The sequence below is a fragment of the Actinomadura sp. J1-007 genome, from assembly GCF_009793335.1.
Lineage (GTDB): Bacteria > Actinomycetota > Actinomycetes > Streptosporangiales > Streptosporangiaceae > Spirillospora > Spirillospora yumaensis.
In genome coordinates, this window is the sequence record NZ_WING01000002.1 from 116,835 (window position 1) to 141,264 (window position 24,430).

20 protein-coding genes and 2 pseudogenes are annotated in these 24,430 nt (G+C 75.3%); 10 read left to right on the forward strand and 12 right to left on the reverse strand.

The window, feature by feature from the left end:
- Positions 1-90: 90 nt before the first annotated feature.
- The gene (locus GEV43_RS34550; protein ID WP_160825010.1) at positions 91-1,023 is read right to left on the reverse strand and encodes a S1 family peptidase; all 933 of its coding nucleotides are present in this window, start codon (positions 1,021-1,023) and stop codon (positions 91-93) included.
- 476 nt (positions 1,024-1,499) lie between these two features.
- On the opposite strand from GEV43_RS34550, the gene GEV43_RS56565 reads away from it, so the two are divergent.
- The 6 genes from GEV43_RS56565 (at position 1,500) to GEV43_RS34575 (ending at position 6,644) form a co-directional block, all read left to right on the forward strand.
- Complete coding sequence (locus GEV43_RS56565) at positions 1,500-1,934, forward strand: ABC transporter ATP-binding protein (RefSeq protein WP_375539116.1); 435 nt, start codon at positions 1,500-1,502, stop codon at positions 1,932-1,934.
- On the forward strand, positions 1,931-2,491 hold the full coding sequence (locus GEV43_RS56570; protein ID WP_375539117.1) for a hypothetical protein: 561 nt from the start codon (positions 1,931-1,933) through the stop codon (positions 2,489-2,491). The genes GEV43_RS56565 and GEV43_RS56570 overlap by 4 nt, the downstream gene beginning before the upstream one ends.
- Positions 2,492-2,500: 9 nt before the next feature.
- The gene (chrA, locus tag GEV43_RS34560; protein WP_160825011.1) at positions 2,501-3,685 is read left to right on the forward strand and encodes a chromate efflux transporter; all 1,185 of its coding nucleotides are present in this window, start codon (positions 2,501-2,503) and stop codon (positions 3,683-3,685) included.
- A 47-nt stretch (positions 3,686-3,732) separates the two neighbouring features.
- Positions 3,733-4,686: an ornithine cyclodeaminase family protein gene (locus tag GEV43_RS34565; RefSeq protein ID WP_160825012.1), complete on the forward strand. Its 954-nt coding sequence runs from the start codon at positions 3,733-3,735 to the stop codon at positions 4,684-4,686.
- Positions 4,687-4,788: 102 nt separating this feature from the next.
- Complete coding sequence (locus GEV43_RS34570; RefSeq protein WP_160825013.1) at positions 4,789-5,574, forward strand: SDR family oxidoreductase; 786 nt, start codon at positions 4,789-4,791, stop codon at positions 5,572-5,574.
- The gene (locus GEV43_RS34575; RefSeq protein ID WP_160825014.1) at positions 5,571-6,644 is read left to right on the forward strand and encodes a diacylglycerol kinase; all 1,074 of its coding nucleotides are present in this window, start codon (positions 5,571-5,573) and stop codon (positions 6,642-6,644) included. Before GEV43_RS34570 ends, GEV43_RS34575 begins: the two co-directional genes overlap by 4 nt.
- A gap of 28 nt (positions 6,645-6,672) precedes the next feature.
- On the opposite strand, the gene GEV43_RS54235 is transcribed toward GEV43_RS34575, so the two are convergent.
- From GEV43_RS54235 to GEV43_RS53425, 3 genes and pseudogenes are all read right to left on the reverse strand, one after another.
- The gene (locus GEV43_RS54235; protein WP_160825015.1) at positions 6,673-9,666 is read right to left on the reverse strand and encodes a helix-turn-helix transcriptional regulator; all 2,994 of its coding nucleotides are present in this window, start codon (positions 9,664-9,666) and stop codon (positions 6,673-6,675) included.
- 157 nt (positions 9,667-9,823) lie between these two features.
- Positions 9,824-10,225: a glycosyltransferase gene (locus GEV43_RS53420; RefSeq protein ID WP_254715906.1), complete on the reverse strand. Its 402-nt coding sequence runs from the start codon at positions 10,223-10,225 to the stop codon at positions 9,824-9,826.
- A gap of 95 nt (positions 10,226-10,320) precedes the next feature.
- Positions 10,321-11,160: pseudogene (locus GEV43_RS53425) on the reverse strand (glycosyltransferase); the annotation flags it as partial.
- A gap of 251 nt (positions 11,161-11,411) precedes the next feature.
- Between GEV43_RS53425 and GEV43_RS34590 the strand changes: the two are divergent.
- The 3 genes from GEV43_RS34590 (at position 11,412) to GEV43_RS34600 (ending at position 13,947) form a co-directional block, all read left to right on the forward strand.
- Complete coding sequence (locus GEV43_RS34590; protein WP_309240088.1) at positions 11,412-12,734, forward strand: serpin family protein; 1,323 nt, start codon at positions 11,412-11,414, stop codon at positions 12,732-12,734.
- Positions 12,735-12,756: 22 nt separating this feature from the next.
- Positions 12,757-13,425 (forward strand): histone deacetylase, encoded by a 669-nt coding sequence (locus GEV43_RS34595; RefSeq protein ID WP_309240089.1) that lies wholly within the window; start codon positions 12,757-12,759, stop codon positions 13,423-13,425.
- A 63-nt stretch (positions 13,426-13,488) separates the two neighbouring features.
- Entirely contained in the window at positions 13,489-13,947 is a 459-nt protein-coding gene (locus tag GEV43_RS34600) for a peroxiredoxin (protein ID WP_160825998.1), read from the forward strand.
- A gap of 92 nt (positions 13,948-14,039) precedes the next feature.
- Here GEV43_RS34600 and GEV43_RS34605 read toward each other — a convergent pair.
- Positions 14,040-15,650, reverse strand: a pseudogene (locus GEV43_RS34605) (CocE/NonD family hydrolase); the annotation flags it as partial.
- A gap of 223 nt (positions 15,651-15,873) precedes the next feature.
- Here GEV43_RS34605 and GEV43_RS34610 point away from each other — a divergent pair.
- The gene (locus tag GEV43_RS34610) at positions 15,874-16,932 is read left to right on the forward strand and encodes a mechanosensitive ion channel family protein (protein ID WP_160825017.1); all 1,059 of its coding nucleotides are present in this window, start codon (positions 15,874-15,876) and stop codon (positions 16,930-16,932) included.
- 41 nt (positions 16,933-16,973) lie between these two features.
- On the opposite strand, the gene GEV43_RS34615 is transcribed toward GEV43_RS34610, so the two are convergent.
- From GEV43_RS34615 to GEV43_RS34640, 7 genes are all read right to left on the reverse strand, one after another.
- Positions 16,974-17,522, reverse strand: a complete 549-nt coding sequence (locus GEV43_RS34615; protein ID WP_160825018.1) for an ATP-binding protein — start codon at positions 17,520-17,522, stop codon at positions 16,974-16,976.
- A gap of 164 nt (positions 17,523-17,686) precedes the next feature.
- On the reverse strand, positions 17,687-18,310 hold the full coding sequence (locus GEV43_RS34620; RefSeq protein ID WP_160825019.1) for a GPP34 family phosphoprotein: 624 nt from the start codon (positions 18,308-18,310) through the stop codon (positions 17,687-17,689).
- Positions 18,311-18,313: 3 nt separating this feature from the next.
- A complete protein-coding gene (locus GEV43_RS34625; protein WP_160825020.1) occupies positions 18,314-18,547 on the reverse strand; it encodes a hypothetical protein in 234 nt (77 codons plus the stop codon).
- 4 nt (positions 18,548-18,551) lie between these two features.
- Positions 18,552-19,460 (reverse strand): SPFH domain-containing protein, encoded by a 909-nt coding sequence (locus GEV43_RS34630; RefSeq protein ID WP_160825021.1) that lies wholly within the window; start codon positions 19,458-19,460, stop codon positions 18,552-18,554.
- A gap of 122 nt (positions 19,461-19,582) precedes the next feature.
- On the reverse strand, positions 19,583-21,142 hold the full coding sequence (locus GEV43_RS34635; RefSeq protein ID WP_160825022.1) for an MFS transporter: 1,560 nt from the start codon (positions 21,140-21,142) through the stop codon (positions 19,583-19,585).
- Positions 21,143-21,230: 88 nt separating this feature from the next.
- Positions 21,231-22,058, reverse strand: a complete 828-nt coding sequence (locus GEV43_RS51915) for a tetratricopeptide repeat protein (RefSeq protein WP_241684262.1) — start codon at positions 22,056-22,058, stop codon at positions 21,231-21,233.
- A gap of 206 nt (positions 22,059-22,264) precedes the next feature.
- Positions 22,265-24,364, reverse strand: coding sequence for a BTAD domain-containing putative transcriptional regulator (locus GEV43_RS34640; protein ID WP_241684140.1), 2,100 nt, complete (start codon positions 24,362-24,364; stop codon positions 22,265-22,267).
- Positions 24,365-24,430 lie beyond the last annotated feature (66 nt).

A 24,430-nucleotide genomic window follows, 5' to 3' on the forward strand; every position in this document is an offset into this window, starting at 1 on the left:
GGACGCGAGAGCGGCGAGCCTTCGCCATGAGGCGCCTCATGGCGAAGGCTCGCCGCTTTCAGTGGCGGGGGGCTGCCGAGCGACCGTCCGTCAGTAGACCTGGAGACCGAACTGGTTGAGCGGCTCGGTCACCGGCTGGAAGAAGGTCGTCCCGCCGGAGCTGCAGTTGCCGCTGCCGCCCGAGGTGAGCCCGATCGCGCTGGACCCGGAGAACAGCGAGCCGCCGCTGTCGCCCGGCTCGGCGCAGACCGTGGTCCGGATCAGCCCGGTCACCGTGCCCTCGGCGTAGTTCACGGTCTGGTTGAGCGCCGTGACCTGGCCGCCGTGCACCTGCGTGGTGCTGCCGCTGCGCTGGACGGACATGCCGACCGTCGCCTCGGCGGCGCCGGTGATGTCCCGGTCGCCCGCGCCGTACAGGCTGACGACGCCCTGCGTGTCCTCGGGCGCCGAGGAGTACTTCACCACCCCGTAGTCGTTGCCGGGGAAGCTGCTCTCCTCCGTGTCGCCGAGCTTCTGGGTGTGCCCCTGGTCGGACCACCAGGTCGTCCCGATCTCGGTGCAGTGGCCCGCCGTGAGGAAGTAGTACTCACTGCCCTTCTTCACGTTGAACCCGAGCGAGCAGCGCCCGCCGTTGGTCCAGATGGCCTCGCCGCCCTTGGTGAACGGGCGGAACTCGCCCGCGACCCTCGCGGTCCTGACGGCCTGCCCGTGGGCCGCCGCGGCCTTGTTCACCTTGGCCAGCTTCGCGCCCTTGACCGTGCTGTCCATGGACAGGACCACCTGGTTGGAGGCCGGGTCCACGGCCCAGGCGGTGCCGGGCACGGTCGCGTCGCGCTTGAGCGCGGCCATGACCTTCTTCAGGTCGGCGCCGCTGCGCGCGACCGTCCTCGGCTCGGCGCCGGCGGAGCGCACACTGCTCGCGGCCCCGGCGTCGGTGACCGTGACCACGAGCTTGCGGGTGGCCTGGTCGATGTAGGCGCCGGCGGTGCGGGAGCCGAGCTTCCCGGCCAGCGTGCTCGCCACCCTGGCCTGGTCGGCCTGGGGGCTGGGGAGGGCCCCGCCGGTCCGGCGGGCGCCCCGGTGGTCGCATACGCGGACCCGGCGGCGATGAGGGTGGTCGCCATCAGGCCGGTCGCCGCGCCGATGGCGGCGCCGCCGCGGATGCGGGCATGGCGGTTCTTCACTGAGCCTCCAGAGGGGAGCGGGTGTGCCCTTGTGGCGCACCGGAGGTCACGCACATGGTGGAAGATCAGGAAGTACGGGGATAGGCGGAAAAGTGCTCAACCCACCACAAAAAGTTGTCACATTGGGTGGGGGAGGGGCGAACGATTCCGGGAGGATGACACCTTTGCCCCCGTTTATCATCCGGTGACAAAGCGTGACCGCCGCCGCCGCGCTGGGCCTCCCCGCGCGGCCCGCCGCGTCGTACAGTCGAGGCGGCGGGGGCCGGACGTAAGACGCGGACCACCCGCCCCCGGGTTCCCCGCCTGGGAGTCGCCATGGGTGTCGAGATCCGTGTGGAAGGGCTCAGGAAGTCGTTCGGGCGGCAGGTGATCTGGGAGGACGTGACGTTCACGATCCCCGCCGGTGAGATCTCCGCCCTGCTGGGACCGTCCGGGACGGGAAAGTCGGTCTTCCTCAAGAACCTCGTCGGGCTCCTGCGCCCCGACCGCGGCCACGTCTTCGTCGGCGGCGGCGACGTGCCGCGGCTGCGCGAGAACGACCTGTACGAGCTGCGCCGCAAGTTCGGCGTGCTCTTCCAGGACGGCGCCCTGTTCGGCTCCATGAACATCTACGACAACATCGCTTTCCCGCTGCGCGAGCACACGAGAAAGGGCGAGGCCGAAATCCGGCGCATCGTCCTGGAGAAGATGGAGATGGTCGGCCTCTCGGGGCCGAGGGGAAACTGCCCGGCGAGATCTCCGGCGGGATGAAGAAGCGCGCCGGGCTCGCCCGCGCGCTCGTCCTCGACCCCGAGGTGATCCTCGCCGACGAGCCCGACTCGGGCCTCGACCCCGTCCGCACCGCCTACCTGAACCAGCTCTTCGTCGACCTGAACGCCGAGATGGGCGCGACGTTCCTCATCGTCACCCACGACATCGGCACGGCCCGCGTGCTGCCCGACAACCTCGGCCTGCTGTTCCGGCGCGGCCTGGTGATGTTCGGGCCGAGGGAGATGATCCTGTCCAGCACCCACCCGGCGGTCAACCAGTTCTTCAACGCGCGCCGCCAGGGCCCGATCGGGATGGCCGAGGAGAAGGACCTCGCCGAGATCGAGAGCGAGGGCGCCGCGCCCGCGTCGATGCCCGCGCCGATCCCGCCGCAGCTCATGCCGAGCGACGGCGGCCCGCGGCCCGCGATGCGCCGCCCCGGCGCGTGGCTGAGGGAGCACCACGTCGAGGCGCCGCCCGGATCGTTCATCGACGACGAGGGGCGCGACTGGATGACTGAGTGGGAGTCGCTCACCTCCGCCCGCCAGCGGCCGCAATAGCATCGCGGGGTGGGCGGGACACCCGGACGGGACGCGCCGGAACCGGAGCCGGCGGCGCCCGGGCCCGGACCGCCGGGCCTCGCGGTGATCGCCCGCGAGTGGGGGCGGATCGGCTGCGTCGGCTTCGGCGGCCCGCCCGCCCACATCACGCTGCTGCGCGCGCTGGTCGTCCGCGACCGCCGCTGGCTGTCCGCCGCCGAGTTCGAGGACGGGATCGCCGCGACGAACCTGCTGCCCGGCCCCGCCTCCACCCAGCTCGCGATCTTCTGCGCGTGGCGGCTGCGCGGCGCGGCCGGGGCGGTCGTCGGCGGGCTGTGCTTCATCGTCCCCGGGCTGCTGCTGATCCTCGCCCTCGCGGCGCTGCTGCTGTCCGGGCGGGCGCCCGGCCCGGTCCGGGGCGCGGCGGCGGGCGCGGGCGCGGCGGTCGCCGCCGTCGCGGTGCGCGCCGCCCTCGACCTGCTCCCCGCCAGCCGCGAACGCGCGCGCTCCCGGGCGCGGTGGACGGCGTACCTGGCGTTCGGGGCCGTCGCCGCCGTGGCCGTCGGCCCGTACCTCGTGCTCGTGCTGCTCGCCTGCGGTCTGGCCGAGACCGGGATCCGCCGCCGGCCGGACGGCGCCGCCCGCGCGCTGCCGTTCGGCGCCGCCGCCCTGCCCGCGCTCTCCGGCACCGGCGCGCTCGCGTGGGTGGCGTTCAAGGTCGGCGCGCTGTCGTACGGCGGCGGGTTCGTGATCATCCCGCTGATGCAGTCGGAGGCCGTCGGGAACCACCGGTGGATGACGGCGGGCGAGTTCACCACCGCCGTCGCGCTCGGGCAGATCACGCCGGGCCCGGTCGTGCAGACGGTCGCCGTCGTCGGGTACGCGGCGGCCGGGATCGGCGGCGGCCTGCTCGCCTCGGCCGTCGCGTTCGCCCCGTCCTTCGCGTTCGTGCTGCTCGGCGGGCCGCGCTTCGACCGGCTGCGGGCCAGCCCGGCCGTGCAGGCGTTCCTGGACGGCGCCGGGCCCGCCGTGGTCGGCGCCATCGCCGGCTCCGCGCTGCCGCTCGCGCTCGCCCTCGGCCACGCGTGGCAGTACGGCGTCCTCGCCGCCGCCGCGCTCTGGCTGGCCGTCCTGCGGCGCGGCGTCGTCGGCGCGCTGCTCGCCGCCGGGGCGCTCGGCGCCGCCGCCGCCCTCGCCGGCCTGCCCGCCGGGTGAAATATCCCAACTCGACGCCAGGTGGGGCGGGACGCGAAGATAGGCCGGTGACGCTGCTGCTGAACCGTTCCGATCTGGAGTCGCTGCTCGACGCCGAACGCTGCCTGGCCGCGCTCCGCCGGGGCTTCGCGGCGAAGGAGGGCGAGGTCGGGCCGCGCCGTGTGATCACGCCGCTGCCCGGCCAGGGCACCGCGACCGCGCTGCTGCCCGGGCTGATGGAGGACGTCCCGGCCTACACCGTGAAGGTCAACGCCAAGTTCCCCGGACGGCGGCCGGCGCTGCGCGGCGTCGTCGGCCTCTACGACCTCGACACCGGCGAGCCCCTCGCGCTGCTCGACTCGGCGACCGTCACCGCCTGGCGCACCGGCCTCGCCGCCGCCCTCGGCACCGACGCGCTCGCCCGCCGCGACGCCGCGACGGTCGCGGTGGTCGGCGCGGGCGCGCAGGCCGAGCTGGTGATGCGGGGCCTGTCCGAGCTGCGCGGCGTCCGCGGCCTCACCGTCTGCGACCTCGACGCGGACCGCGCCGCCGGTTTCGCCGAACGGCACGGCGCCCGCCTCGGCCTCACCGCGTCCGTCGCCGCCGACCCCCGCGCCGCCGTCCGGGGCGCGGAGATCGCCGTGCTCGCCACCTGGGCGCGCCGCCCGATCCTCGACGCGGCCGACGTCGCGCCCGGCACGCACGTCACCTCGCTCGGCGCGGACGAGCCCGGCAAGGCCGAGCTCGGCGCCGGCCTGCTCCTCGGCTCCCGCGTCGTCGTGGACGACGTCGCGCTCGCGGTCGAGATCGGCGTGCTCGCCGGGGCCGGGCTCGACGTCAAGCACGCCGCGGGCACGCTCCGCGACGTGCTGTGCGGCCAGGTCCCCGGCCGCGTCAAGGACGGCGAGATCACCGTGTACGCGCCGGTCGGGCTGCCGTGGCAGGACCTCGCCGTCGCGTGGACCGCGTACCGCGCCGCGAAGCGGGCGGGCGCGGGCGCCGAGTACGACTTCCTGGCCTGACCCCCGGCCAAGATCCCCGCCCGGGGAACGCCGTCCCGGCCGTTCCATTGAAACGTGTTCTAGTTCGGCCTACGCTGGCGGCACCCGGCCGGAGGAGGCGGCGTGATCCTGGAACGGTTCCGTGTCGAGGGCAAGGCGGCGGTCGTCACCGGGGCGGGGCGCGGCATCGGTGCGGCCAGTGCCGTGGCGCTCGCCCAGGCGGGCGCGGACGTCGTCGTCTCCTCCCGCACCGAGGACCAGCTCCGCAAGGTCGCGGCGGAGATCGAGGCGGCGGGCCGCCGGGCGCTCGTCGTGCCCGCCGACCTGAGCGACCCGGAGGAGACGGCCGCCCTCGCCGCCCGCGCGGCGGACGTGTTCGGCCGCCTGGACATCGTGGTCAACAACATGGGCGGCACGATGCCGCGGCCGTTCCTGGACACCGCGCCGCGGCATCTTGAGAACGCGTTCCAGTTCAACGTGAGCACCGCGCACGCCCTGACCCGCGCCGCCGTCCCGCACCTCCTGCGGACCCGGGGCGCGGTCGTCAACATCTCCTCGGCCATGGGCCGGATCGCGGGCCGCGGCTACCTCGCGTACGGCAGCGCCAAGGCCGCCCTCGCCCACTACACCCGCCTCGCCGCGTACGACCTGGCGCCGAAGGTGCGGGTCAACGCGATCGCCGTGGGCTCGGTCGCGACGTCCGCGCTCGACATCGTCACCTCCAGCGACGAGCTGCGCGGCCGGATGGAGGCGGGCACGCCCCTGCGCCGCGTCGGCGACCCGGAGGACGTGGCGGCGGCCGTCCTCTACCTCGCGTCCCCCGCCTCCGCCTACGTGACCGGCTCCGTGCTGCGCGTGGACGGCGGGATCGACGCCCCCAACCTCGACCTCGGCCTGGAGGATCTGTGACCTACCGCGTCGTCCAATGGAGCACCGGCAACGTCGGCCGCAACAGCCTCGCCGGGATCATCGCCCACCCCGAGCTGGAACTCGCCGGCGTCTGGGTCTCCAACCCCGCGAAGGCGGGCCGGGACGCCGGCGACCTCGCGGGCGGCCTGCCCCCGACCGGCGTCGCGGCCACCACCGACGAGGCGGAGGTCCTCGCGCTCGGCGCCGACTGCGTCGTCTACACCGCCATGGCGGACGTGCGCATCTTCGAGGCGCTGGACGACCTGTGCCGCATCCTGCGCTCCGGCGCGAACGTCGTCTCCAGCAGCCCGGTGTTCCTCCAGTTCCCCGACGGCGTCGTCCCGCCCGAGATGGCCGACCCGGTGCGCCGGGCCGCCGCCGACGGCGACGCGTCCATCTTCGTCAACGGCATCGACCCGGGCTTCGCCAACGACGTCCTCCCGCTCGCCCTCACCGGCATCAGCGAGCGCGTGGACGAGGTCCGCTGCCTGGAGATCCTCGACTACGCCACCTACGACCAGGGCACCGTCCTGTTCGACATCATGGGCTTCGGCCGCTCCCTGGACGAGACGCCCATGCTGCTCCAGCCCGGCGTGCTCACGATGGCGTGGGGCAGCGTCGTCCGGCAGATCGCCGCGGGACTCGGCGTCGCGCTGGACGAGGTGACCGAGTGGCACACCCGCCTCCCCGCGCCCGAGACGTTCGAGGTCTCCAGCGGGACGATCGAGAAGGGCACCGCCGCCGCGCTCCGCTTCGAGGTCAGGGGCGTCGTCGGCGGCCGCCCCGCCATCGTCCTCGAACACGTGACCAGGCTCCGCGGCGACCTCGGCCCCGACTGGCCGCAGCCCTCCGGGGCCGGGTGCTACCGCGTCGAGGTGAAGGGCGAGCCGAACTACACCCTGGACCTCCGGCTCCTCGGAAGCGACGGCGACCACAACACCGCCGGGCTCAAGGCGACCGCGATGCGCCTGGTCAACGCCGTCCCCGCCGTGGTGCGGGCCCCTTCCGGCCTGCTGACCGCCCTGGACTTGCCGCTGATCCCCGGCCGCTGGCCCGCCCCGCCCCGCTGACCCGCGCCGGGCGGACGGGCCCAGTGGATCAGAGCCCCTCGCGGTGGGCGACGGCCGCGGCCTGGGTGCGGCTGGTGACGCCCAGCTTCGCGAGGATGTTGGAGACGTGCACGCTCGCGGTCTTCGGCGAGATGAACAGCGTCGCGGCGATCTCCTTGTTGTTGCGGCCCTCGGCGACGAGCTTCAGCACCTCCCGCTCGCGCACGGTGAGGACGGCGACCGCGCCCGGCGCGGCCCGTCCGCCCGTCCCGCCGGGCCGCGCCGCCTCCGCGGGCGGACGCGCGCCGGCCGGGAGGCGCGCCCGCCTGCCGAGATCCTTCAGCGCGGACGCCAGCGGCGCGGCCCCGAGCCGTTCGGCCGCCGCGAGGGACGCGGCCCACTCGGCGGCCGCCTCGCCGCGCTCGCCGTTCTCGGCCAGCGCCTCCGCGAGCCGCCACCGCGACCTCGCCACCTCGTAGACGAACCCCTCGCCGCCGCCGTAGACGAACGACTCGACGCTCGTGCGCCACAGGTCCACGTCGTGCACGCCGTGCACGCGGCGGTGCTCGGCCTCGGCGCGGGCCGCCCACGCGTGCCCCTCGAACCCGAGCCAGGCCCGCGGCACGCCGTCGTACGTCGCCGCCACGGTCCGGCGCGCCAGCTCCAGCAGCCGGTCGGCGGCGGCCTCGGACCGGCGCGCCGCCTCGCCGTCCCCGGCCGCCCTGGCCCGCGCGGCGATCTCCGCGTGCGCCCACAGCCCGGTGGTCGCGATCCGGATGTTGCCCGTCTCGTGCAGGTCGGCCCACTCCAGAACGGCCTCGACGTGCGCCAGCGCCGTGCCGGGGTCGCCGCGCCACAGGAAGTGCTCGGCGGCGAGCCCCCGCGCGATGTAGGTCAGGAACGCGTCGGATGACCACAGCGGCTCGATCCACCGCAGCCGCTCGTCCACGCTGGCGTCGCCGCGCGCGACCTCGTGGAACAGCGCGTACGCGGAGACCTGCGCCTCCGGCGGCCGGACGACCTGGACCCCGAAGTCCTCGGCGAGCCGCTCGGCCCGCTGCCAGTCGCCCTTCGTGTAGGCGATCAGGTAGTGCAGGCACCGCAGCGTCGTGCCGAACGTGCTCCAGCCGAGCCCGTTCGCCATCGTCACCCGGATGCCGTCCTCGACCGCCGCCGCGGCCCCCACCAGGTCGCCGCGGTCGAACTTCGTCCGCGCGTAGTGGTACATCGCGCGCAGCGCCACCGGATGGTTGTCGTCGGCGAGCGCGAGGTCGCGGCCCCGCGCGAAGATCTCGGCGACGCTGTCGTCCGCCTCGCGCGACTCCCGGAACAGCCCGAGCGTGACCAGCGCGCTCGCCTCCGCGTCGCGGGCCCCGGCGGCGCGCGCCGCCGCGATGCTCTCCTCCGCGAACCCGGGCAGCAGGCCCTCGCGGTCGCGGTGCATCAGGCACCGCGCGTACGTGGCCATCGCGGCGGCCCGCTCGCTCGTCGGCGGGTCGGGGGGCAGCATCCCGACCGCCGTCCGCGCGATCTCCCTCGCCTCCTCGTCCTCGTCGGCCTCGCCGAGGTAGCTCGCGAGGTGCTCGCGGATCGTCACGCCGAGCCGCACGTCGGCCGGGTCGACCGCCTCCAGCAGCCGCCGCAGCCGCGACACCCCGCGGCGCAGCTCCCCGGCGCGCCCGTACGCGCGGACGGCGTAGAGCGAGAAGCGGATCCGGTCGGCGCCGGCGGTCTTCTCCGGGTCGGGCACCGCGTCCCACAGGGACAGCGCCTGGTCGTAGTGCTCGTACGCCTCGGCGGGCGCGCCCAGCCGGTCGGCCTCGTGCCCCGCCCGCACCGACGCGGCGAACGCGGCGGGCAGGTCGTGCGCGGCGAGGCTGTGGTGGGCCAGCTCGGCGGCGGAGCCGCGGCGGCCCGGCGGCATGTCGGCGAGCCTGCGCGCGAAGTCGGCGTGCAGGCGGGTCCGCTCGCCCGGCAGCAGGTCGGTGTCCACCGCCTCGCGGAGCAGCGCGTGCCGGAACGTGTAGCCCGCGGTGCCCTGCGGGACGAGGATCTGGTGCGAGACCACCTCGCGAAGCGCCTCCCCGACCGCGGCCTCGTCCAGCCCGGACACCTGCCGTACGAGCTCGTCGTCGATCCGCCGCCCGGCCACCGCCGCGACCCGCACGACCCGCTGCGCGTCCTCCGACAGCCTCTCGACCCGCGCGAGCAGCAGGTCGGCGAGCCCGGACGGCAGCTCCTCCCCGGTGCTGGTGGCCGCGAACAGCTCGCCCGCGTAGAACGGGTTGCCCTCCGACCGCTGGTGGACGCGCTCGACGACCTCGGCGGACGGCGCCGGCGCGGAGCCCGGCCCGCCTGCGGGGCCCGGGGCCCCGCTCCCGTGCGCGAGGGCGGTGAGGAACTCGGCGGTCTCGCCGGGCCCGAACGGCTTCAGATCGACGGACGCGACGTTCGGCAGCCGCAGCAGCTCGGCGACCACGGACCGCAGCGGATGCCGCCGGTGCAGGTCGTCCGACCGGTACGTGCCGATCAGGCAGACCCGCTCGCGCTGGAGGACCCGGCTGAGGAAGGTCAGCAGGTGCCGGGTCGACCGGTCGGCCCAGTGCAGGTCCTCCAGGACGAGCAGGACGGGCCGTTCCTGGCCGAGCACGCCGAGCAGCCCGAGCGCGGCCCCGAAGAGCTGCTGCTGGCCGAGCTCGGCCGCGCTGTCGGGGCCGCCCTCGCCGTCCGGCAGGAGCCGCGCGAGCACCGGCCGGGCGTCGAGCGCGGCCCGCACGGCGGCGGACTCCTCGGACCCGGCGCGCGCGGCCGTCCAGAGCGCGTCGGTGAGCGGCAGGTACGGCATGCTCTCGCCGAGCTCGGCGCACTGCCCGACGAGGACGGCGCAGCCCCGCTCCCGGGCCGCCCGGGTGAGGGCGCCGACCAGGTAGGACTTGCCGACCCCCGCGTCGCCGCTGACGAGGACGACCCCGGCGCTCCCGGCGGCGGCGCGGTCGAGCGCCGCGGTCAGCTCGCGCAGCTCGTCCGCCCTGCCGATCAGCACGGGGCCGCCGCGTGGACGGGGGGAGGTGTCAGGGCCATGTCGCACAGTATCCCACCTGGTGAGGACATGGACGGGCCCCCGGGCCCAGGCGGGGTCGGACCTGGGGGCCGGGGGCCCGGAGCGTGCGGGCCGGTCGGCTCGTCAGCTCATCGGCTCGTCAGCTCATCAGCGCGCCGGCGAGTCCGGAGCGGTCGGCCGCGGCGGCGTCCTCGCCGAACTCCTCGCCCGAGGCGGTGTCGGAGGCGGACTCGGCGTCGGCGTCGGCCTCGTCCGCGGCGGCCTCGGCCGGGTCCTCCTCGACGACCGGCTCGGGCAGGAGCCTGGCGTACTGCCGCAGGGTCTCGGCGGCGACGCGGTCCCAGGAGTAGCGGGACCGGGCGCGGTCGCCGGCGGCGATGGAGTAGCCGTGCAGCGTGGTCTCCTCGGCGAGCAGGCGGCGGATCTCGCGGGCGATCGCCACGGGCCGCCCGGCCGGGACGTGCAGCCCGGTGATCTTGTCGAGGACCTCGTCGGCGCTGCCGCCCGCGGGCGTCGCGACGACCGGGACGCCGCAGGCCATGGCCTCCAGCGGCGCGGTGGGGGAGGGCTGGTGGGGGACAGGCACAGCGCCAGCCGGGCCGTGCGCAGGAGCTTCGGCACCGACCTGCGGGGCAGCCGGCCGAGGAAGATCACGCGGTCGGCGACGTGCAGCTCCTTGGCCAGCAGCCGCAGCCGGTGCACGACCGGGTCGTTCTCCAGGTCCTCGCGGGCCGGGCCGCCCGCGACCGCCAGCTCGGCGTCCGGGACGTGGGCCAGCGCGCGGACGGCGGTGGCGACGTCGCCGGCCTCCAGGTCGCGGCAGACCATCACCAGGCGCTCGCGGTCGCCGCGCGGCATGGCGGGCCCGTTCTGGGCGAACTGCTCGGCGTCCACCCCGTACGGCACGACGGCGATCTTCTTGCGCGGCACGCCCATCCGCACCGCCTCGTCGGCCTCGTCGGAGTGCCCGGCGAGCACGGCGTCCGAGCCGCGCCCGATCGCCTTCTCCAGCCGGGCCCGCGCGGGGTGCACCGGGCGTCCGGCGCGCCGCTCGCTCAGCGCGAGGCCGTGGTTGCTCTGCACGAACGGGATGTCGAGCTCGCGGGCGACGGCGCAGGCCGCGAGGCCCGCGACCCAGCCGTGCGCGTGCACGACGTCGGGCCGCCCGGCGCCGCTCCAGCGCCTGCGCAGCCCGTCGGCGAAGTCGCGGACGTGGTCGAGCGCCTCGGCGTCGCGCAGCGGCCGCGCGGGGCCCGCGTCGATGTACTGGAGCGCGGCGCCGGGCCCGAGCCTGGTGCGGGTGCGCGCGGCGCCGTCCTGCCGCCGCGCGAAGACCGTGACGTGGTTGCCCTGTTCGTAGTCCCGCGAGGGGCGTGCCAGTGCCCGGGCGAGTTCACGGACGTGGATCGTGCTCGCGTGCTCGCCGTCGAGGTCGGAGGCGGACACGAGGGCGATGTTGAGAGGCTGGTGCTGCATGACGAGTCCTCCGGCTTGGCACAGGGGTGGCCTGGAGGTATCTGCGTCTTAGACACCGCTCGCCTCATTGTCTATCCGCCGGGGTACCGGACGAAACCTTCCGGCCCCGATCCGCACGCCGAACGGGCGCGGACGCAAGGGAACCGTGGCCTCCGCCGCCACGTCCCAGAATCATGCGTTTTCCGCGCTCTAGCCCCGAAAAGCCCTGCTCTGTCCCGCCCGCGGGACGGTCGGACGCCCCGCCGATCAGAGTGACGGGACTCACAGGAGACCGACGTTCCCGGAGGGCGCTGCGCGGGGCCGCGGCGGCGTCCGCCCTCACCGCCGCGGGGCTGGCGGCGGCGTGCGGAGCCCCGGCGCAGGAGGCCGAGGTCCTGCGGGCGGCCCCGCTGAACGTTCCGGCGGGCGATCCGAGGGCCGCCGCGCGGGGCGACACGGCGTTCGGGCTGGACGTGCTGGACGCCTGGTGCCGTAAGGACCCATCGGCCAACGTGGTGCTGTCACCCAGCAGTGTCGCGAGCGGCCTCGGCATGGTCTACCTGGGCGCGAAGGGCGAGACCGCCCGGACGATGGCCCGCGCCCTGCACCTGCCCGGCGGCGGCGCCGGGTCCGCGGACCCCGCGGGCGCGCTCCCCGCGCTCCGCGCCCGCGACCAGGCGCTCAGGGGCCTGAACGGCAAGAACGTCACCGTCAGCACCACCGACCAGGTGTGGTCCGACAAGGCGCTGAAGCCGGACGACGCGTACCTCTCCCGCGTCGCGACCGGCTACGGCGCCGTCCTGAAGCAGCTCGACATCCGGGCCGATCCCGAGGGCGCGCGCCGTACGATCAACGACGGGGTCGAGCGGGCCACGCAGGGCAAGATCTCCGATCTCCTCCCGTCCGGCGCTGTGGACGACGACACCGGCTGGGTGCTCACCGACGCGACCTACCTCAAGGCCCGCTGGGCGGGGGAGTTCAAGCGCTCGGAAACCGCTCCCGAACGGTTCACCACCGCGGCGGGCCGGACGATCCGGACCCCGATGATGAGCCGGGGCGGCACGTACGGGTACGCCCGCGCCAGGGGTTGGACGGCCGTGGACCTCCCGTACGTCGGCGGACGCCTCAGCATGACCGCCCTGCTGCCGGACGCGCCCCGTACCGCGAAGCCGCAGGCGCAGGCGCGGCCCGCATGCCCCGCGATCGACGCCCGCGCGATCGGCGAGATCACCGCCGCGCTCGCGCCCGAACGGGTGGAGCTGGAGATCCCCAAGGTCGAGCTGCGCGCCAAGGCCGACCTGAGACCGATCCTCACCGGGCTCGGGATGGGAAGCCTGTTCACCGCCCCCGACCTGACGGGCCTCTCGCCCAAGGCCACTCGCCTGTCATTCGTCGTCCACGCCGCGACCCTGCTGGTGGACGAGAAGGGCACCGAGGCCGCCGCCGCGACGGGCAGCGGCGTGCAGGCCGGGTCCGCGCCCGCGCCCGCCCCGCGCGAGGTGACGTTCGACCGCCCCTACCTGCTGCTGGTCAGGGACGTCCGCACCGGCGAGCCGCTCTTCCTGGCGCGGGTGGCGGACCCCTCCAGGAGTTGACGCGGCCGGGATAATCGCGCCCGTGGACGAGGAACGTGTGTGGTACGTGGCGTACGGCTCCAACCTCTACACGAGCCGTTTCGCCTGCTATCTCGCCGGAGGGCGTCCCGAGGGCGGCGCGCGCCACTACACCGGCTGCCGCGACCCGCGCCCCGCCCGCGCCGTACGGGCCGTCACACTGCCCGGCGGGATCTTCTTCGCTCTCACGTCGCTGACGTGGGGCGGCGGGATGGCGTTCTACGATCCCGCGCTCCCCGGGCGCGCCCCCGCCCGCGCGTACCTGCTGTCCGCGCAGCAGTTCTGCGACGTCATGGCGCAGGAGATGCGCCGCGAGGTCGGCGCGGACCCGGACCTGTCGGAGGTCCTCGCCGCGGGCCGCCAGCGCCTCGGGCCCGGCCGGTACGAGACCGTCCTCAAGGTCGGGCAGCGCGACGGCCACCCGATGCTCACGTTCACCTCGCCCGACGGCGCGGAGCGGGCCGAGCTGAACGCGCCCACCGCCCCGTACCTCACCATGCTCGGCAACGGCCTGCGCGAGGCGCACGGCTGGACCGCCGACCGCGCCGCCGCCTACCTCGGCGCCCGCCCCGGCGCCGCGGGCGCGTGGGACCCGCCCGCCATCTCCGCGCTCCTGACCGCCGCCGCGAGCCCGGCCGCGGCGGACGGCGCGGGCGGTCCCGCGCTCCCGTGACGGCCGTCTCCTCCGCCGGCCCTGGGCACGCCGGCGGGCGGCCGGTAGCGTCGGGCCATGGCGATGAACGTCGGTGACGTGGTCGATGACTTCGAGCTGCCGGACGAGACGGGCGAGCGGCGGACGCTGAGCGGGCTGCTGGAGAAGGGGCCCGTGGTCCTGTTCTTCTACCCCGCCGCGATGACGCCGGGCTGCACGTCCGAGGCGTGCCACTTCCGCGACCTCGCGGCCGAGCTGGCCGAGGCCGGCGCGCACCCGGTCGGCGTGAGCGCCGACCCGGTCGGCAAGCAGAAGGAGTTCGCCGACAAGCACGGGTTCGGCTACCCGCTGCTGTCCGACCCGGACGGCGAGGTCCGCGCCCGGTTCGGCGTGAAGCGCGGCATCGCGCTGCTGCCGACCCGCCGCCAGACGTTCGTCATCGACACCGACCGGCGGGTCCTGGAGGTCGTCAAGAGCGAGGTCCGCATGAACGTGCACGCCGACCGCGCCCTCGCCGCCCTCCGCGCCCGCCGGAGGACCTGACCGGGCCCCGGCCCGGACCCGCGGCGCTGGCGCGCGGGGGCGTCAGGCCGGGGTGGCCGACGGGGCGCCGGGGCGTCGGCGGGCACGACCGGGAGGGTGATCGACGAGGCGCGGCCGGGGGAGTGGAAGATCTCCTGGGAGGCGGTGAGCATCGCGGTGGCGGTGCCGATCGGCTCGCCCGTGCCGGGGTTGCGGGCGACGCGCGGGTACGCGCCGCTGGCGATCTGGACGCGGATCCGGTGGCCGCTGCGGAAGCGGTGCCCGGCGGGCCACAGCTCCACCGCCACGCGCCGCACCCCGTCGCCGTCGGCCTCCGGCGTGCCGGGGACGAGCCGCCGCATCCCCTCGCACAGGTTGAGCGACGCGCCGTCCGGCGCCACGTCGCAGAGCCGCACGACGAAGTCGGTGTGCTCGCGGTCGGACCGGATGAACAGGTCGGCGGTGACCGGTCCGATGATCTCCAGGTCGTCCGCCAGCACCGCGGAGGTGTAGGTGAGCACGTCGCGGCGGCGTTCGAGGCGGCGCTGGTCGGCGACCGGGTGGTTGTCGCCGAGCAGGGTGGGCCCGCCGAGGAACGGCGTCGGGTGCTCGGGGTCGTACCGGTACGTGCCGGGCGGCGACTCGGGCGGCTCGGCGGGCGCGAGCGCCCCGCCCGGCTGGAGGCGCCAGCGCTCCTCGCGCATCCCGGGCACCGGCCAGTCGGGGAACTCCCGCCACTCGCCCGCGCCGGTGATGTGCAGCCGCACAGGCAGCTCGCGAAGCTCGGACGGGTCGTCCAGCAGGTGCGCGCGGAACCAGCTCAGCGACTCGCCGACCGAGCCGCGCATCATGCGCTGGTCGGCGTGGAACCACGGGCCGATCGTTAGGTACGGGCGGTGCCCGGCCGCGCGCAGCGCCGCGTAGTCCTTGAGCTGCCAGGGCAGGAAGATGTCGTACCAGCCGCCGGTCATGTTGACCGGCGCGCGCACCTCGGAGACGGTCGGGCTGAAGTCGCGCCGGTCCCAGAACGGGGTGTCGGGGCCGTTCACCAGCAGGTCCTGGAAGAAGCGCTGCTGCTCGCCGGTCGCGAGGCGGTCGAGCTCGGCGAGCGGGCGGCCCGACAGCGCGGCGCGGCGGGCGCGGCGCGGCGACATGATCCCGGTGGTGATGCCCGACAGCGGGTGCTTCATCCGGGCCGTGAGGTCGACCCAGATCAGCGCCGACTCCAGCGCGAACGTGCCGCCGACGTTGACCGCGTCGCGGAACGTCGAGGCCGTCACCTGCATCGACAGCGCCTTCAGCTCGGGCCCGGCCTCGGCGGCGACGGCCCACTGCACGTACCCGAGGTAGCTCGGCCCGTGCATGGCGAACGTGCCGCCGAACCACGGCTGCTCCCTCAGCCACGCGATGGTGGCGAGGCCGTCCTCGCGCTCGTCGAGCGGCTCGAAGACCCCGCCCGACCCGAAGCCGCCGCGCACGCTCTGCACCACGGCCTGGAACCCGTGCGAGGCGAACGCCTGCCCGCACATCAGCCCGAACGGCCCGCGCCGCCCGTACGGCGAGCGGACGAGCACGGTCGGCGGGCGCTCGACGCCGACGGGCGCGTGCCGGTCGGCGAGCAGCACGACCCCGTCGCCGGTCGGCACCTCCAGGTCCCGTTCGACGGTCACCCGGTGGGGGCCGTTCCGCAGTCCCAGCGCCGCGACCCCCAGACGGCGCATCATTCCCACGCCTACCACCCGATCGATCGTAGACGGCGCCGCCCGCGGCGGAGACGGCGACCGTGCCCGGGGACGCCACGGGGTTCACTACGATCGGGCGATATCCGGACCAGCCTGGCAAAGCGAACAATCGCGGCGTACGCCAGTATCACGGGCGCCCGCGGGCGCCCGGAGGGAGAGATCCACACCATGCCCGAGTCGCCGGCGCGTGGGCGCGAGGTGCGTCATGCCTGATCATCTGCAGTGGAGGGACGTCATCGCGGCGGCCGTCATCATGGTGGTCGCGCTCGCCATCGCGGTCGTGCTGCGGCTGCTGACCTCCCGGCTGTTCAAGCGCGCCGGGGACACCCGCTGGGCCTGGGACGACCTGGCCGCGCGCCTGATCCGCGACCTCGCCGTGCCGGTCGCGGTGCTGACCGGTGCGTGGGCCGCCGCGAACGTCCTGGACCTGCGGCGCGGCACCCTCGACGTCACCGCCAAGGTGCTGACCGCGCTGACCATCTTCGCGGTGTCGCTGGCCCTCGCCCGGCTGATCGCCGGCGTGGTCACCTCCGTCGCGCTCGGCCGCCAGGGCGTCGCGGGCAACGTCACGATCTTCGCCAACATCACGCGCGTCATCGTCCTCGGCGTCGGTGTGCTGATCATGCTCCAGAGCCTCGGGGTGTCGATCACGCCGCTGCTCGGCGCCCTCGGCGTCGGCGGCCTCGCGGTCGCGCTCGCCCTCCAGGACACCCTCGCCAACCTGTTCGCGGGCGTGCACGTGCTCGCCTCGAAGACGATCGAGCCCGGCGACTACATCCGGCTGAGCAGCGGCCAGGAGGGCTACGTCGTCGACATCAACTGGCGCAACACCTCGATCCGCACCCTGTCGGACAACATCGAGGTGATCCCGAACGCGCGGTTCTCCGACACGATCCTCACCAACTACCACCGCCCCGCGCAGGACATGTCCCTGCTGCTCCAGGCGAGCGTCGCGTACGAGAACGACCTGGACGAGGTCGAGCGCATCGCGACCGAGGTCGGCGAGGAGGTCATGGCCGAGGTCGAGGGCGGCGTGAAGGAGGCCGAGATCCTCGTCCGCTTCCACACCTTCGCGGAGTCGGCCATCAACTTCACCGTCATCCTGCGCACCAGCGAGTTCGGCGACCAGTTCCGCATCAAGCACGAGTTCTTCAAGCGCCTGCACCGCCGCTTCCGGGAGGAGGGCATGGAGATCCCGTATCCGCGGCGCAGGGTGATGCTCCCCGACGGTGCGAAGCCCCTCGACCTGACCTCCCTGGACTGACCGGGCCGTGTGCCGTGGGCCGCGTGCCGCGCGGGTCCGGGTCAGGCTCGCTGGCCCGGCTCCCGGCCGTCCGGCGAACCGTGCGGCGAACCGTCCAGCGGGCCGTCCAGCGACGCGTCCAGCGGGGTGCCGCCGGAGGCGTCCGGCGGGCCGTCCGGTCCGGCGTGGGCGTACCTGTGGCCCAGGCTTCCCTCCCAGTACCGCAGGCGCTTCTCCAGCGCGACCAGCGCGCCGTTGTGGGGGAACGAGCGGAACCGCACGTCGTCCGCCAGCGCCTGGATGATCATCAGGCCGCGGCCGTGCTCGGCGTGCGGCGAGGGCTCGGGGACCTCGTCGGCGTCGAACCCCGTCCCGGTGTCGATGACCTTGAGGATGCAGCGCGCGTTCATGATGGTCACGCGCACGGTGTAGTCGTCGCCGTCCTGCGCGTGCTTGATCACGTTGGTGCACGCCTCGGTGAGCATCAACTCGATGTCCTCGCGGATGGGCGCGAGGACGCCGAGCGACCGCAGCGACGCCTCCAGCAGCCCGCGCACCGCCGGGACGCTCACGCTGTCCCGTGGAAGCCGTATGTCGAGGTTGAGCTCCACATCATCTCCGTCGAACGATGGCCTCCCGGTCACCTTCTGGTCTGCCCCAGCGAAGCGGACGAAACATCCGGCGCCCCCGGCCGGTCGATCTCCGTCGGAGAGGCGCCCGCCCGCGCACCGGCGCCACCTGCGGCGACGTTCGCCCACGCCCCGGACCGGAGCGGTCAGGCGCTGGCGGCGACGTACTGCGCCTGGATGACCTTGCGCATCGCCGGGGCGGCGGGCCCCGAACGGGCCGTCAGCTCCGCGATCCGGCGCTTGTGCCTGCGGCGGTCGCCGCTCGGCAGCACCGTCTTCAGCTCGCCCGCCGCCGCGAGCGCGACCGCCGCCGCGTCGTAGCTGTTCACGTGCGCGACCGGCTTGCCGCGCAGCGCCGACGACGCGCCGCCCCACAGCGCCTTCACCACCCGCGGGTCGCGCACGGTGACCCGGTGCACCGGGAACAGGCCGAGCACGCGCGTCCTGCGGACCCGGATCCAGCCGTCCCGCTCCAGCTCCTCGCGGACCGTCGCGACCATGCGCCGGTTGCCCTTGCGCACCCAGTACTGCCAGGACCGCGGCCGCGACGAGGCGATCTGCCCGACGACGCCGTACGGGTCGTCGCCCGGCGTGCCCGGCGCCGGGCGCCTGCGCTCCTCCACGAGCCGGCCGTCCAGGTACAGCTCGGTCAGCGCCGCCGCCCGCAGCACGTACCCGAGCCGGCCTCCGGAGCCGCCCATCCGCTGCTTCCTCAGGTCGTACGCCAGCAGGAACATCCGCGCCGGCAGCGATTCGGGAACATCGACCATGACCTAATCCTCGCTCTTCTCCCCGCCCTCCGGCGGTGTCCCACTCCTGGAGGGGCGCCCGGGCCGCCGCATCCGGCCCGCCGAGCCGGGCATCCGCCCCGCCTCCGACAGCGCCTGCCGCAGCAGGAACTCGATCTGGGCGTTGGTGCTGCGCAGCTCGTCCCCGGCCCAGCGGGCCAGCGCGTCGTGCACGGCCGGGTCGAGCCGCAGCAGGATCTTCTTGCGCTCCGAGGCCACGGGGTCACTGGTACAGCGTGCCGGTGTTCACCACCGGCTGCGCGTCCCGATCGGCGCAGAGCACCACCAGCAGGTTGCTGACCATCGCCGCCTTGCGCTCCTCGTCGAGCTCCACCACGTTCTGCCGGTCCAGCCGGTCCAGCGCGAGCTGCACCATCCCGACCGCCCCCTCCACGATCCGCTGCCGCGCCGCCACCACCGCGCCCGCCTGCTGCCGCCTCAGCATGGCCTGCGCGATCTCCGGAGCGTACGCCAGCCGCGTGATCCGCGACTCGATGATCGCCACGCCCGCGCTCGCGACCCGCTGCGACAGCTCCTCCGACATCATCGCGGTGATCTCGTCGGCGTTGTCGCGCAGCGACGTCCGGTCGGCGGCGTCGTAGGGGAAGCTGCCCGCGATGTGCCGCACGGCCGCCTCGGTCTGGAACGCCACGAACTCCACGAAGTCGTCGACCTCGAACACCGCCCGCGCCGTGTCCCGCACCTGCCACACCACCACGGCCGAGATCTCGATCGGGTTGCCGTCCAGGTCGTTCACCTTGGCGTGCCCGGTCTCGTGGTTGCGGATCCGCGTCGAGACCCGCCGCCGCTCGGTGATGGGGTTCACCCACCGCAGCCCGTCCGTGCGGACCGTCCCCGCGTACCGCCCGAGCACCTGGAGCACCCGCGCCTCGTTCGGCGCGATCGGCGTGAGGCCCGCCGCCACGGCCGCGCCGGCGACGACCAGCACCGCCCCCGCCGCGATCCCCGTCCCGAGCGCCGCGCCCTCGCCGGCCGCGATCCCGGCCACGATCGCGGCGACCCCGGCCGCGACCAGCAGCAGCGCGAGCCCGAGCATCGGCCAGCCGTTCAGGTTCCGGCCGGTCCGCTCGGAGATCTGCGGTCGCGGCATCTCCACCTTCGCGTTCGTCATCCCGTCCTCCTCGATATGGCAGCAAACTATCAAAGTGATATCACATTTCCAAGTCGCGGCCGCGGCGACGCGAGAAGCCCGCCCCGGGGCGCGGGGCGGGCCTTCGGACGCGGAGGGGCGGGTCAGCGGGTGGGGGACGGGGCCGGGTCGGCGGGGCTCTCCTCGTCGGCGAGGTCGGGGATGACCTTCGGAACGGACCGCAGCGTGAACAGGGCGCTGACGGCCACCAGGGCGGCGAACGCGGCGCTGCACAGCAGCGCGGCGTGCAGGCCGTCCACGAACGCCGACCTCGCGGCGTCGCCCAGCGGCCCGGCGAGGGCGGGCGGCAGGGAGCGGGCGGCCTCGACCGCGGCGGCCAGGGAGTCGCGGGCGGCGGCGCCGGCCGGGGCGGGCAGGCCCGCGGGCAGGTCCAGCGAGTCGCGGTACACCGCGTTCAGCACGCTGCCGAGGACGGCCATGCCGAGCGCGCCGCCGAGCTCGGTCGCGGTCTCGGAGATGGCGGACGCGGCGCCCGAACGGTCCCGGGGGACCGAGGCGAGCACGGTGTCGGCGGTGACCGTCAGCGCCATGCCCATGCCGAGCCCCGACAGCAGCATCGGGCCCACGAGCAGCAGGTAGGAGGTGTCCGTGCCGACCATCAGGAACAGGGCGAACGCGCCGGCGGAGACGACGAGGCCGAGCGCGACGACGCGGGCGCGGCCGAGCGCCCCGATCAGCGGCGGCGCGAGCGCCGCGCCGCCGACCATCGCGCCGAGCGCGCCGGGCAGCCCGGCGAGGCCCGCCCGCAGCGGCGACCAGCCGAGCACGAGCTGGAAGAACAGCGAGAAGATCAGCGACTGCGCCACCAGGGCGAACATCGCGAACATGTTGGTGCTGATCGACCCGCTGAACGCCGCGCGCCGGAACAGCCGCACGTCGATCAGCGGGTGCGCCGCGCGGGTCTGCCGGACCAGGAACAGCGCCAGGCAGACGACCCCGGCCGCGGCGGCGACGGGCACCCGCGTGGCGTAGCCGTGCGCGGCGGCCTCCTTGATCGCGTACACCACGCCGAGCACGCCGGCGATCGACAGCGGGACGCTCACCAGGTCGAGGCGGGCGGACTCCGGCCTGCGCGACTCGGGCAGCACCAGCAGCCCGGCCACCAGCACCACCAGCATCACCGGGACGTTGATCAGGAACACCGAGCCCCACCAGAAGTGGTTCAGCAGCGCGCCTCCGAGCACCGGCCCGAGCCCGATCGCCAGCCCTCCGATCCCGCTGAAGATCCCGACCGCCACCGTCCGCTCCTTCGGCTCGACGAAGACCCGGCGGATCAGCGACAGCGCGGACGGCATGAGCGTGGCGCCCGCGACGCCGAGGACGGCGCGGGCGGCGATCAGCAACTCGGCGTTCGGCGCGTACGCCGTCACCCCGGACGCGGCGGCGAACAGCGCCGTGCCGATCAGCAGCAGCCTCTTGTGGCCGATCCGGTCGCCGACGCCGCCCATCGTGACCAGCAGCCCCGCGAGGGCGAACCCGTAGGCGTCCGCGATCCACAGGATCTGCGTCGCCGACGGGTGCAGGTCCGCGCTCAGGTGGGGGACGGCCTGGTTCAGCGCGGTCAGGTCGATGTTCGGCACGAGCGCCAGGAGGGCGCAGATCGCGAACGTGGCCCACTTGCGGGCACTGGAGATCGTCGTCATGCCCCGTAGCGTCCGCGGTCGCGCTGACCGCCCGCGCACCACCCGCTGACCACCCGCGGTGCGCACTCCGCGGGGCCGTCCGCGGGGGTCAGAGGACGGTGGTCAGGAAGGTGTCGGCGGGCAGGGCGGCGCCCCGGGCGCGGGCGGCCTCGTAGCCGTCGTCGCCGAGCTCGGCGCGGGCCCGGACGGCGATGTCCGCGATGTCGCGGTCGCCCTGGATCTCGGTGCCGCGCACCGCGTCGGACGCGCCGACGAGCATCGCGGCCGTCTCCGCGTCGCCCTCCAGGAGCGCCACGGCCGCGAGGCCCGCGAGCGCCTCCGCCCGGTGCATGAACACCGGATGGTGCAACGAGCCGTTCAGCGACTCGCGGTACAGCTCGCGCGCCCGCGCGGCGTCGCCCTCGGCGACCGCGACCCAGCCGAGCCCGGCGTACGCGCCCGCCCGGACGGCGGCGGCGATGAACCGCTCGGTCTCCAGGCCCTCCAGCGCCGCCTCGTACATCCGCCGCGCCCCGGCCGGGTCGCCGCGGTGGCGCGCCACGTCGCCGAGCCCGAGCCGCGCGCCCGCCACCTTGTCGGGCGCGCCCGCGCGGCGCGCGAACCCGATGGCGCGCTCGAAGTCGCCGCACGCCGCGTCGAGGTCGCCGCCGTGGACGCGCACGGCGCCGCGCCGGACGAGCAGGTCGGCGGTGTCCTCCAGCGCCCCGAGCTCCCCGGCGAGGCGCAGCGCCTCGTCCAGCAGCGCGAGCGAGCGCTCGCCGTCGCCGCGCCAGTCGGCGAGCTGGGCGAGGGAGTCCAGGCAGTTGGCCGCGCCCCAGCGGTCGCCGGTCGCGCGGAAGCCGTCCAGCCCCCGCGTGAACGCCGCGTACGCCTCCTCGACCGAGCCGCCGAACTGCGCGAGGAACCCGTCGCTCATCGCCAGCAGCGCGGCCGACCACGGATCGTCCCCGACCTGCTTCAGGTGCAGGACGGGATCGGTGCGGGCTGGCCCGGCGGTGAGCGCCCACAGCACCAGCGTGGTCGGGAAGCGGAACGTGCGGTCGATGCCCCTGATCAGCTCGGTCGCCCGGTCGAGCCACGCCGTCGCCCGCGCCCCGGCGAGCCCGCCCGACACCGCGTTGGTCACGCAGAGGGCGTACTCCTCCTCCAGGCCGTCCGGGGGTTCGAGGCCGACCGCGTCGAGCAGGTCCGCGGCGAGCGCCGCGCCCTCGATGCGCCCGCGCAGCCACCAGTACCAGGTGAGCGCGGCGACCATCCGCAGCGCGAGCGCGCTGTCGGAGCGGACCGAACGGCGCAGCGCCGCGTGCAGGTTGCCGTGGTCGGCGGCGAGCCGTTCGAGCCAGGCGATCTGGTCGCGGCCCGCAAGTGCGGGTCGGCGCGCAGCGCGAGATCGAGGAAGTACGCGGCGTGCTCGCGGCGGAACCGGTCGACCTCCCCGGCGTCGGCGAGCCGTTCGGCGCAGAACGCCCGGACCGTTTCGAGCATCCGGTAGCGGGCGCCGTCGGTCTGGAGCAGCGACTTGTCGGCCAGCCCGAGCAGCAGCTCCTCGGCGTCGTCCGGCGGCAGCCCGCACACCCGCCCGGCGGCGTGCAGCGTGACCCCGCCCGCGAAGACCGTCAGCCGCCGCGCGAGGGTCTGCTCCCGCTCGTCCAGCAGGTCCCAGCTCCACTCCACGACGGCGCGCAGCGTCTGGTGGCGGGGCGCGGCCGTGCGGTTGCCGCGCGACAGCAGCCGGAACCTGTCGTCCAGCCGCGCCGCGACCTCGTCCACTGGCAGCGACCGCAGCCGCGCCGCCGCCAGCTCGATCGCCAGCGGCAGCCCGTCGAGCGCCCCGCAGATCCGCAGCACGGCCGGGGCGTTGGACGCGTCCACCTCGAAGCCGGGGCGGACGGCGGCGGCCCGGTCGGCGAACAGCCGTACGGCCGGGTAGCCGGCGGCGTCCTCCGGCGCCGCGCCCTCGGGCGGCAGCGCGAGCGGCGGCAGCGGCCGGAGCGCCTCGCCGGTGATCGCCAGCGCCTCCCGGCTGGTCGCGAGGACGCGCAGCTCCGGGCACGCGCTCAGCAGCCGGTGCGCCAGCCGCGCGACCGCCTCGACCAGGTGCTCGCAGTTGTCGAGGACGAGCAGCATCCGCCGCCCGCCGAGCGCGGTGACGAGCCGTTCGGCGGAGTCGGGCTCGGGAGGCGCCTGCCCGGCCCCCGCCGGGAGCATCCCGCCCTCGCGGACGCCGAGCGCGGTGAGCAGCGCCTTCGGCACCTCCGACGCGGTGGCGGCGGCCGCGAGATCGACGAACCGGACCTCCCCGTCCTCCCGCGCGGCCGCCTCGATCGCGAGCCGCGTCTTGCCCGCGCCGCCGGGACCGAGCAGCGTGACGAGCCGTCCCGCGGCCAGCATCGCACCGACCCGTTCCAGCTCCTCCTCCCGCCCGACGAAGCTGGTGAGCTGCGCGGGCAGGCGGACGGCGTCCGGGGCGGGCGCTCCGGCCGCCGTCAGCGCGGCGTCGCCGCGCAGGATCGCCAAGTGCGTCGCGGCCAGCTCGGCGGACGGGTCGGCGCCCAGCTCCTCGGCGAGGGTACGGCGCGCGTCCTCGTACACCGCGAGGGCCTCCGCCTGCCGCCCGCTCCCGTACAGCGCCCGCATCAGCAGCGCCCGCGCCCGCTCCCGCAGCGGATGCGCCGCGACCAGCTCCCGCAGCGCGGGCACCTGCGCCCCGTACTCGCCCAGAGAGATCTCGGCCTCGGCACGGTCCTCGGCCGCCGCCGCCCGCAGCTCCTCAAGCCGCGCCGCCTGCCCCTCGGTGAACGGCGCGTCCGCCAGATCCGCGAGCGCCGGCCCCCGCCACAGCCCGAGCGCCTCCCGCAGCACGCCCGCCGCCCCCGCCGGATCGTCCGGCAGCGCCCGCCGCCCCTCCCGCGCCAGCCGCTCGAACCGGTGCACGTCCACGTCGTCGCGTTCGACAACGAGCCGGTACCCCGCCGGACCGCCCTCGACCAGCCGCGCGTCGCCGAGCGACCGCCGCAGCCGGGACACCTGGGACTGCAACGCGTTGGCGGCCCCGGCGGGCGGCTCCTCCCCGTACAGCCCGTCGATCAGCCGCTCCGTCGTGACCACCCGCCCCGCGTCGAGCAGCAGCAGGGCCAGCAACGCGCGCACGCGCGGGCCGCCCACGGCGACGACCCGGGTCCCGGAGTGCACCTCCACCGGCCCGAGAATCCCGAAACGCATGGCCCGATTGTCGCCCATCGCCCCCGCACCCATCTCTACTAGCGTGGCCTTCCTCGGACCGTCCTG

What these genes read in the sequence shown, in the direction of transcription:
- GEV43_RS53420 (WP_254715906.1), bottom strand. Translation starts at nt 10,225, where the DNA reads ATGGCCTGCGGCGTCCCGGTCGTCGCGACGCCCGCGGGCGGCAGCGCC.
- GEV43_RS56565 (WP_375539116.1), top strand. Translation starts at nt 1,500, where the DNA reads ATGGGTGTCGAGATCCGTGTGGAAGGGCTCAGGAAGTCGTTCGGGCGG.
- GEV43_RS34640 (WP_241684140.1), bottom strand. Translation starts at nt 24,364, where the DNA reads ATGCGTTTCGGGATTCTCGGGCCGGTGGAGGTGCACTCCGGGACCCGG.
- GEV43_RS34635 (WP_160825022.1), bottom strand. Translation starts at nt 21,142, where the DNA reads ATGACGACGATCTCCAGTGCCCGCAAGTGGGCCACGTTCGCGATCTGC.
- GEV43_RS34600 (WP_160825998.1), top strand. Translation starts at nt 13,489, where the DNA reads ATGAACGTCGGTGACGTGGTCGATGACTTCGAGCTGCCGGACGAGACG.
- GEV43_RS34610 (WP_160825017.1), top strand. Translation starts at nt 15,874, where the DNA reads ATGCCTGATCATCTGCAGTGGAGGGACGTCATCGCGGCGGCCGTCATC.
- GEV43_RS34630 (WP_160825021.1), bottom strand. Translation starts at nt 19,460, where the DNA reads ATGACGAACGCGAAGGTGGAGATGCCGCGACCGCAGATCTCCGAGCGG.
- GEV43_RS34620 (WP_160825019.1), bottom strand. Translation starts at nt 18,310, where the DNA reads ATGGTCGATGTTCCCGAATCGCTGCCGGCGCGGATGTTCCTGCTGGCG.
- GEV43_RS51915 (WP_241684262.1), bottom strand. Translation starts at nt 22,058, where the DNA reads ATGAGCGACGGGTTCCTCGCGCAGTTCGGCGGCTCGGTCGAGGAGGCG.
- GEV43_RS56570 (WP_375539117.1), top strand. Translation starts at nt 1,931, where the DNA reads ATGAAGAAGCGCGCCGGGCTCGCCCGCGCGCTCGTCCTCGACCCCGAG.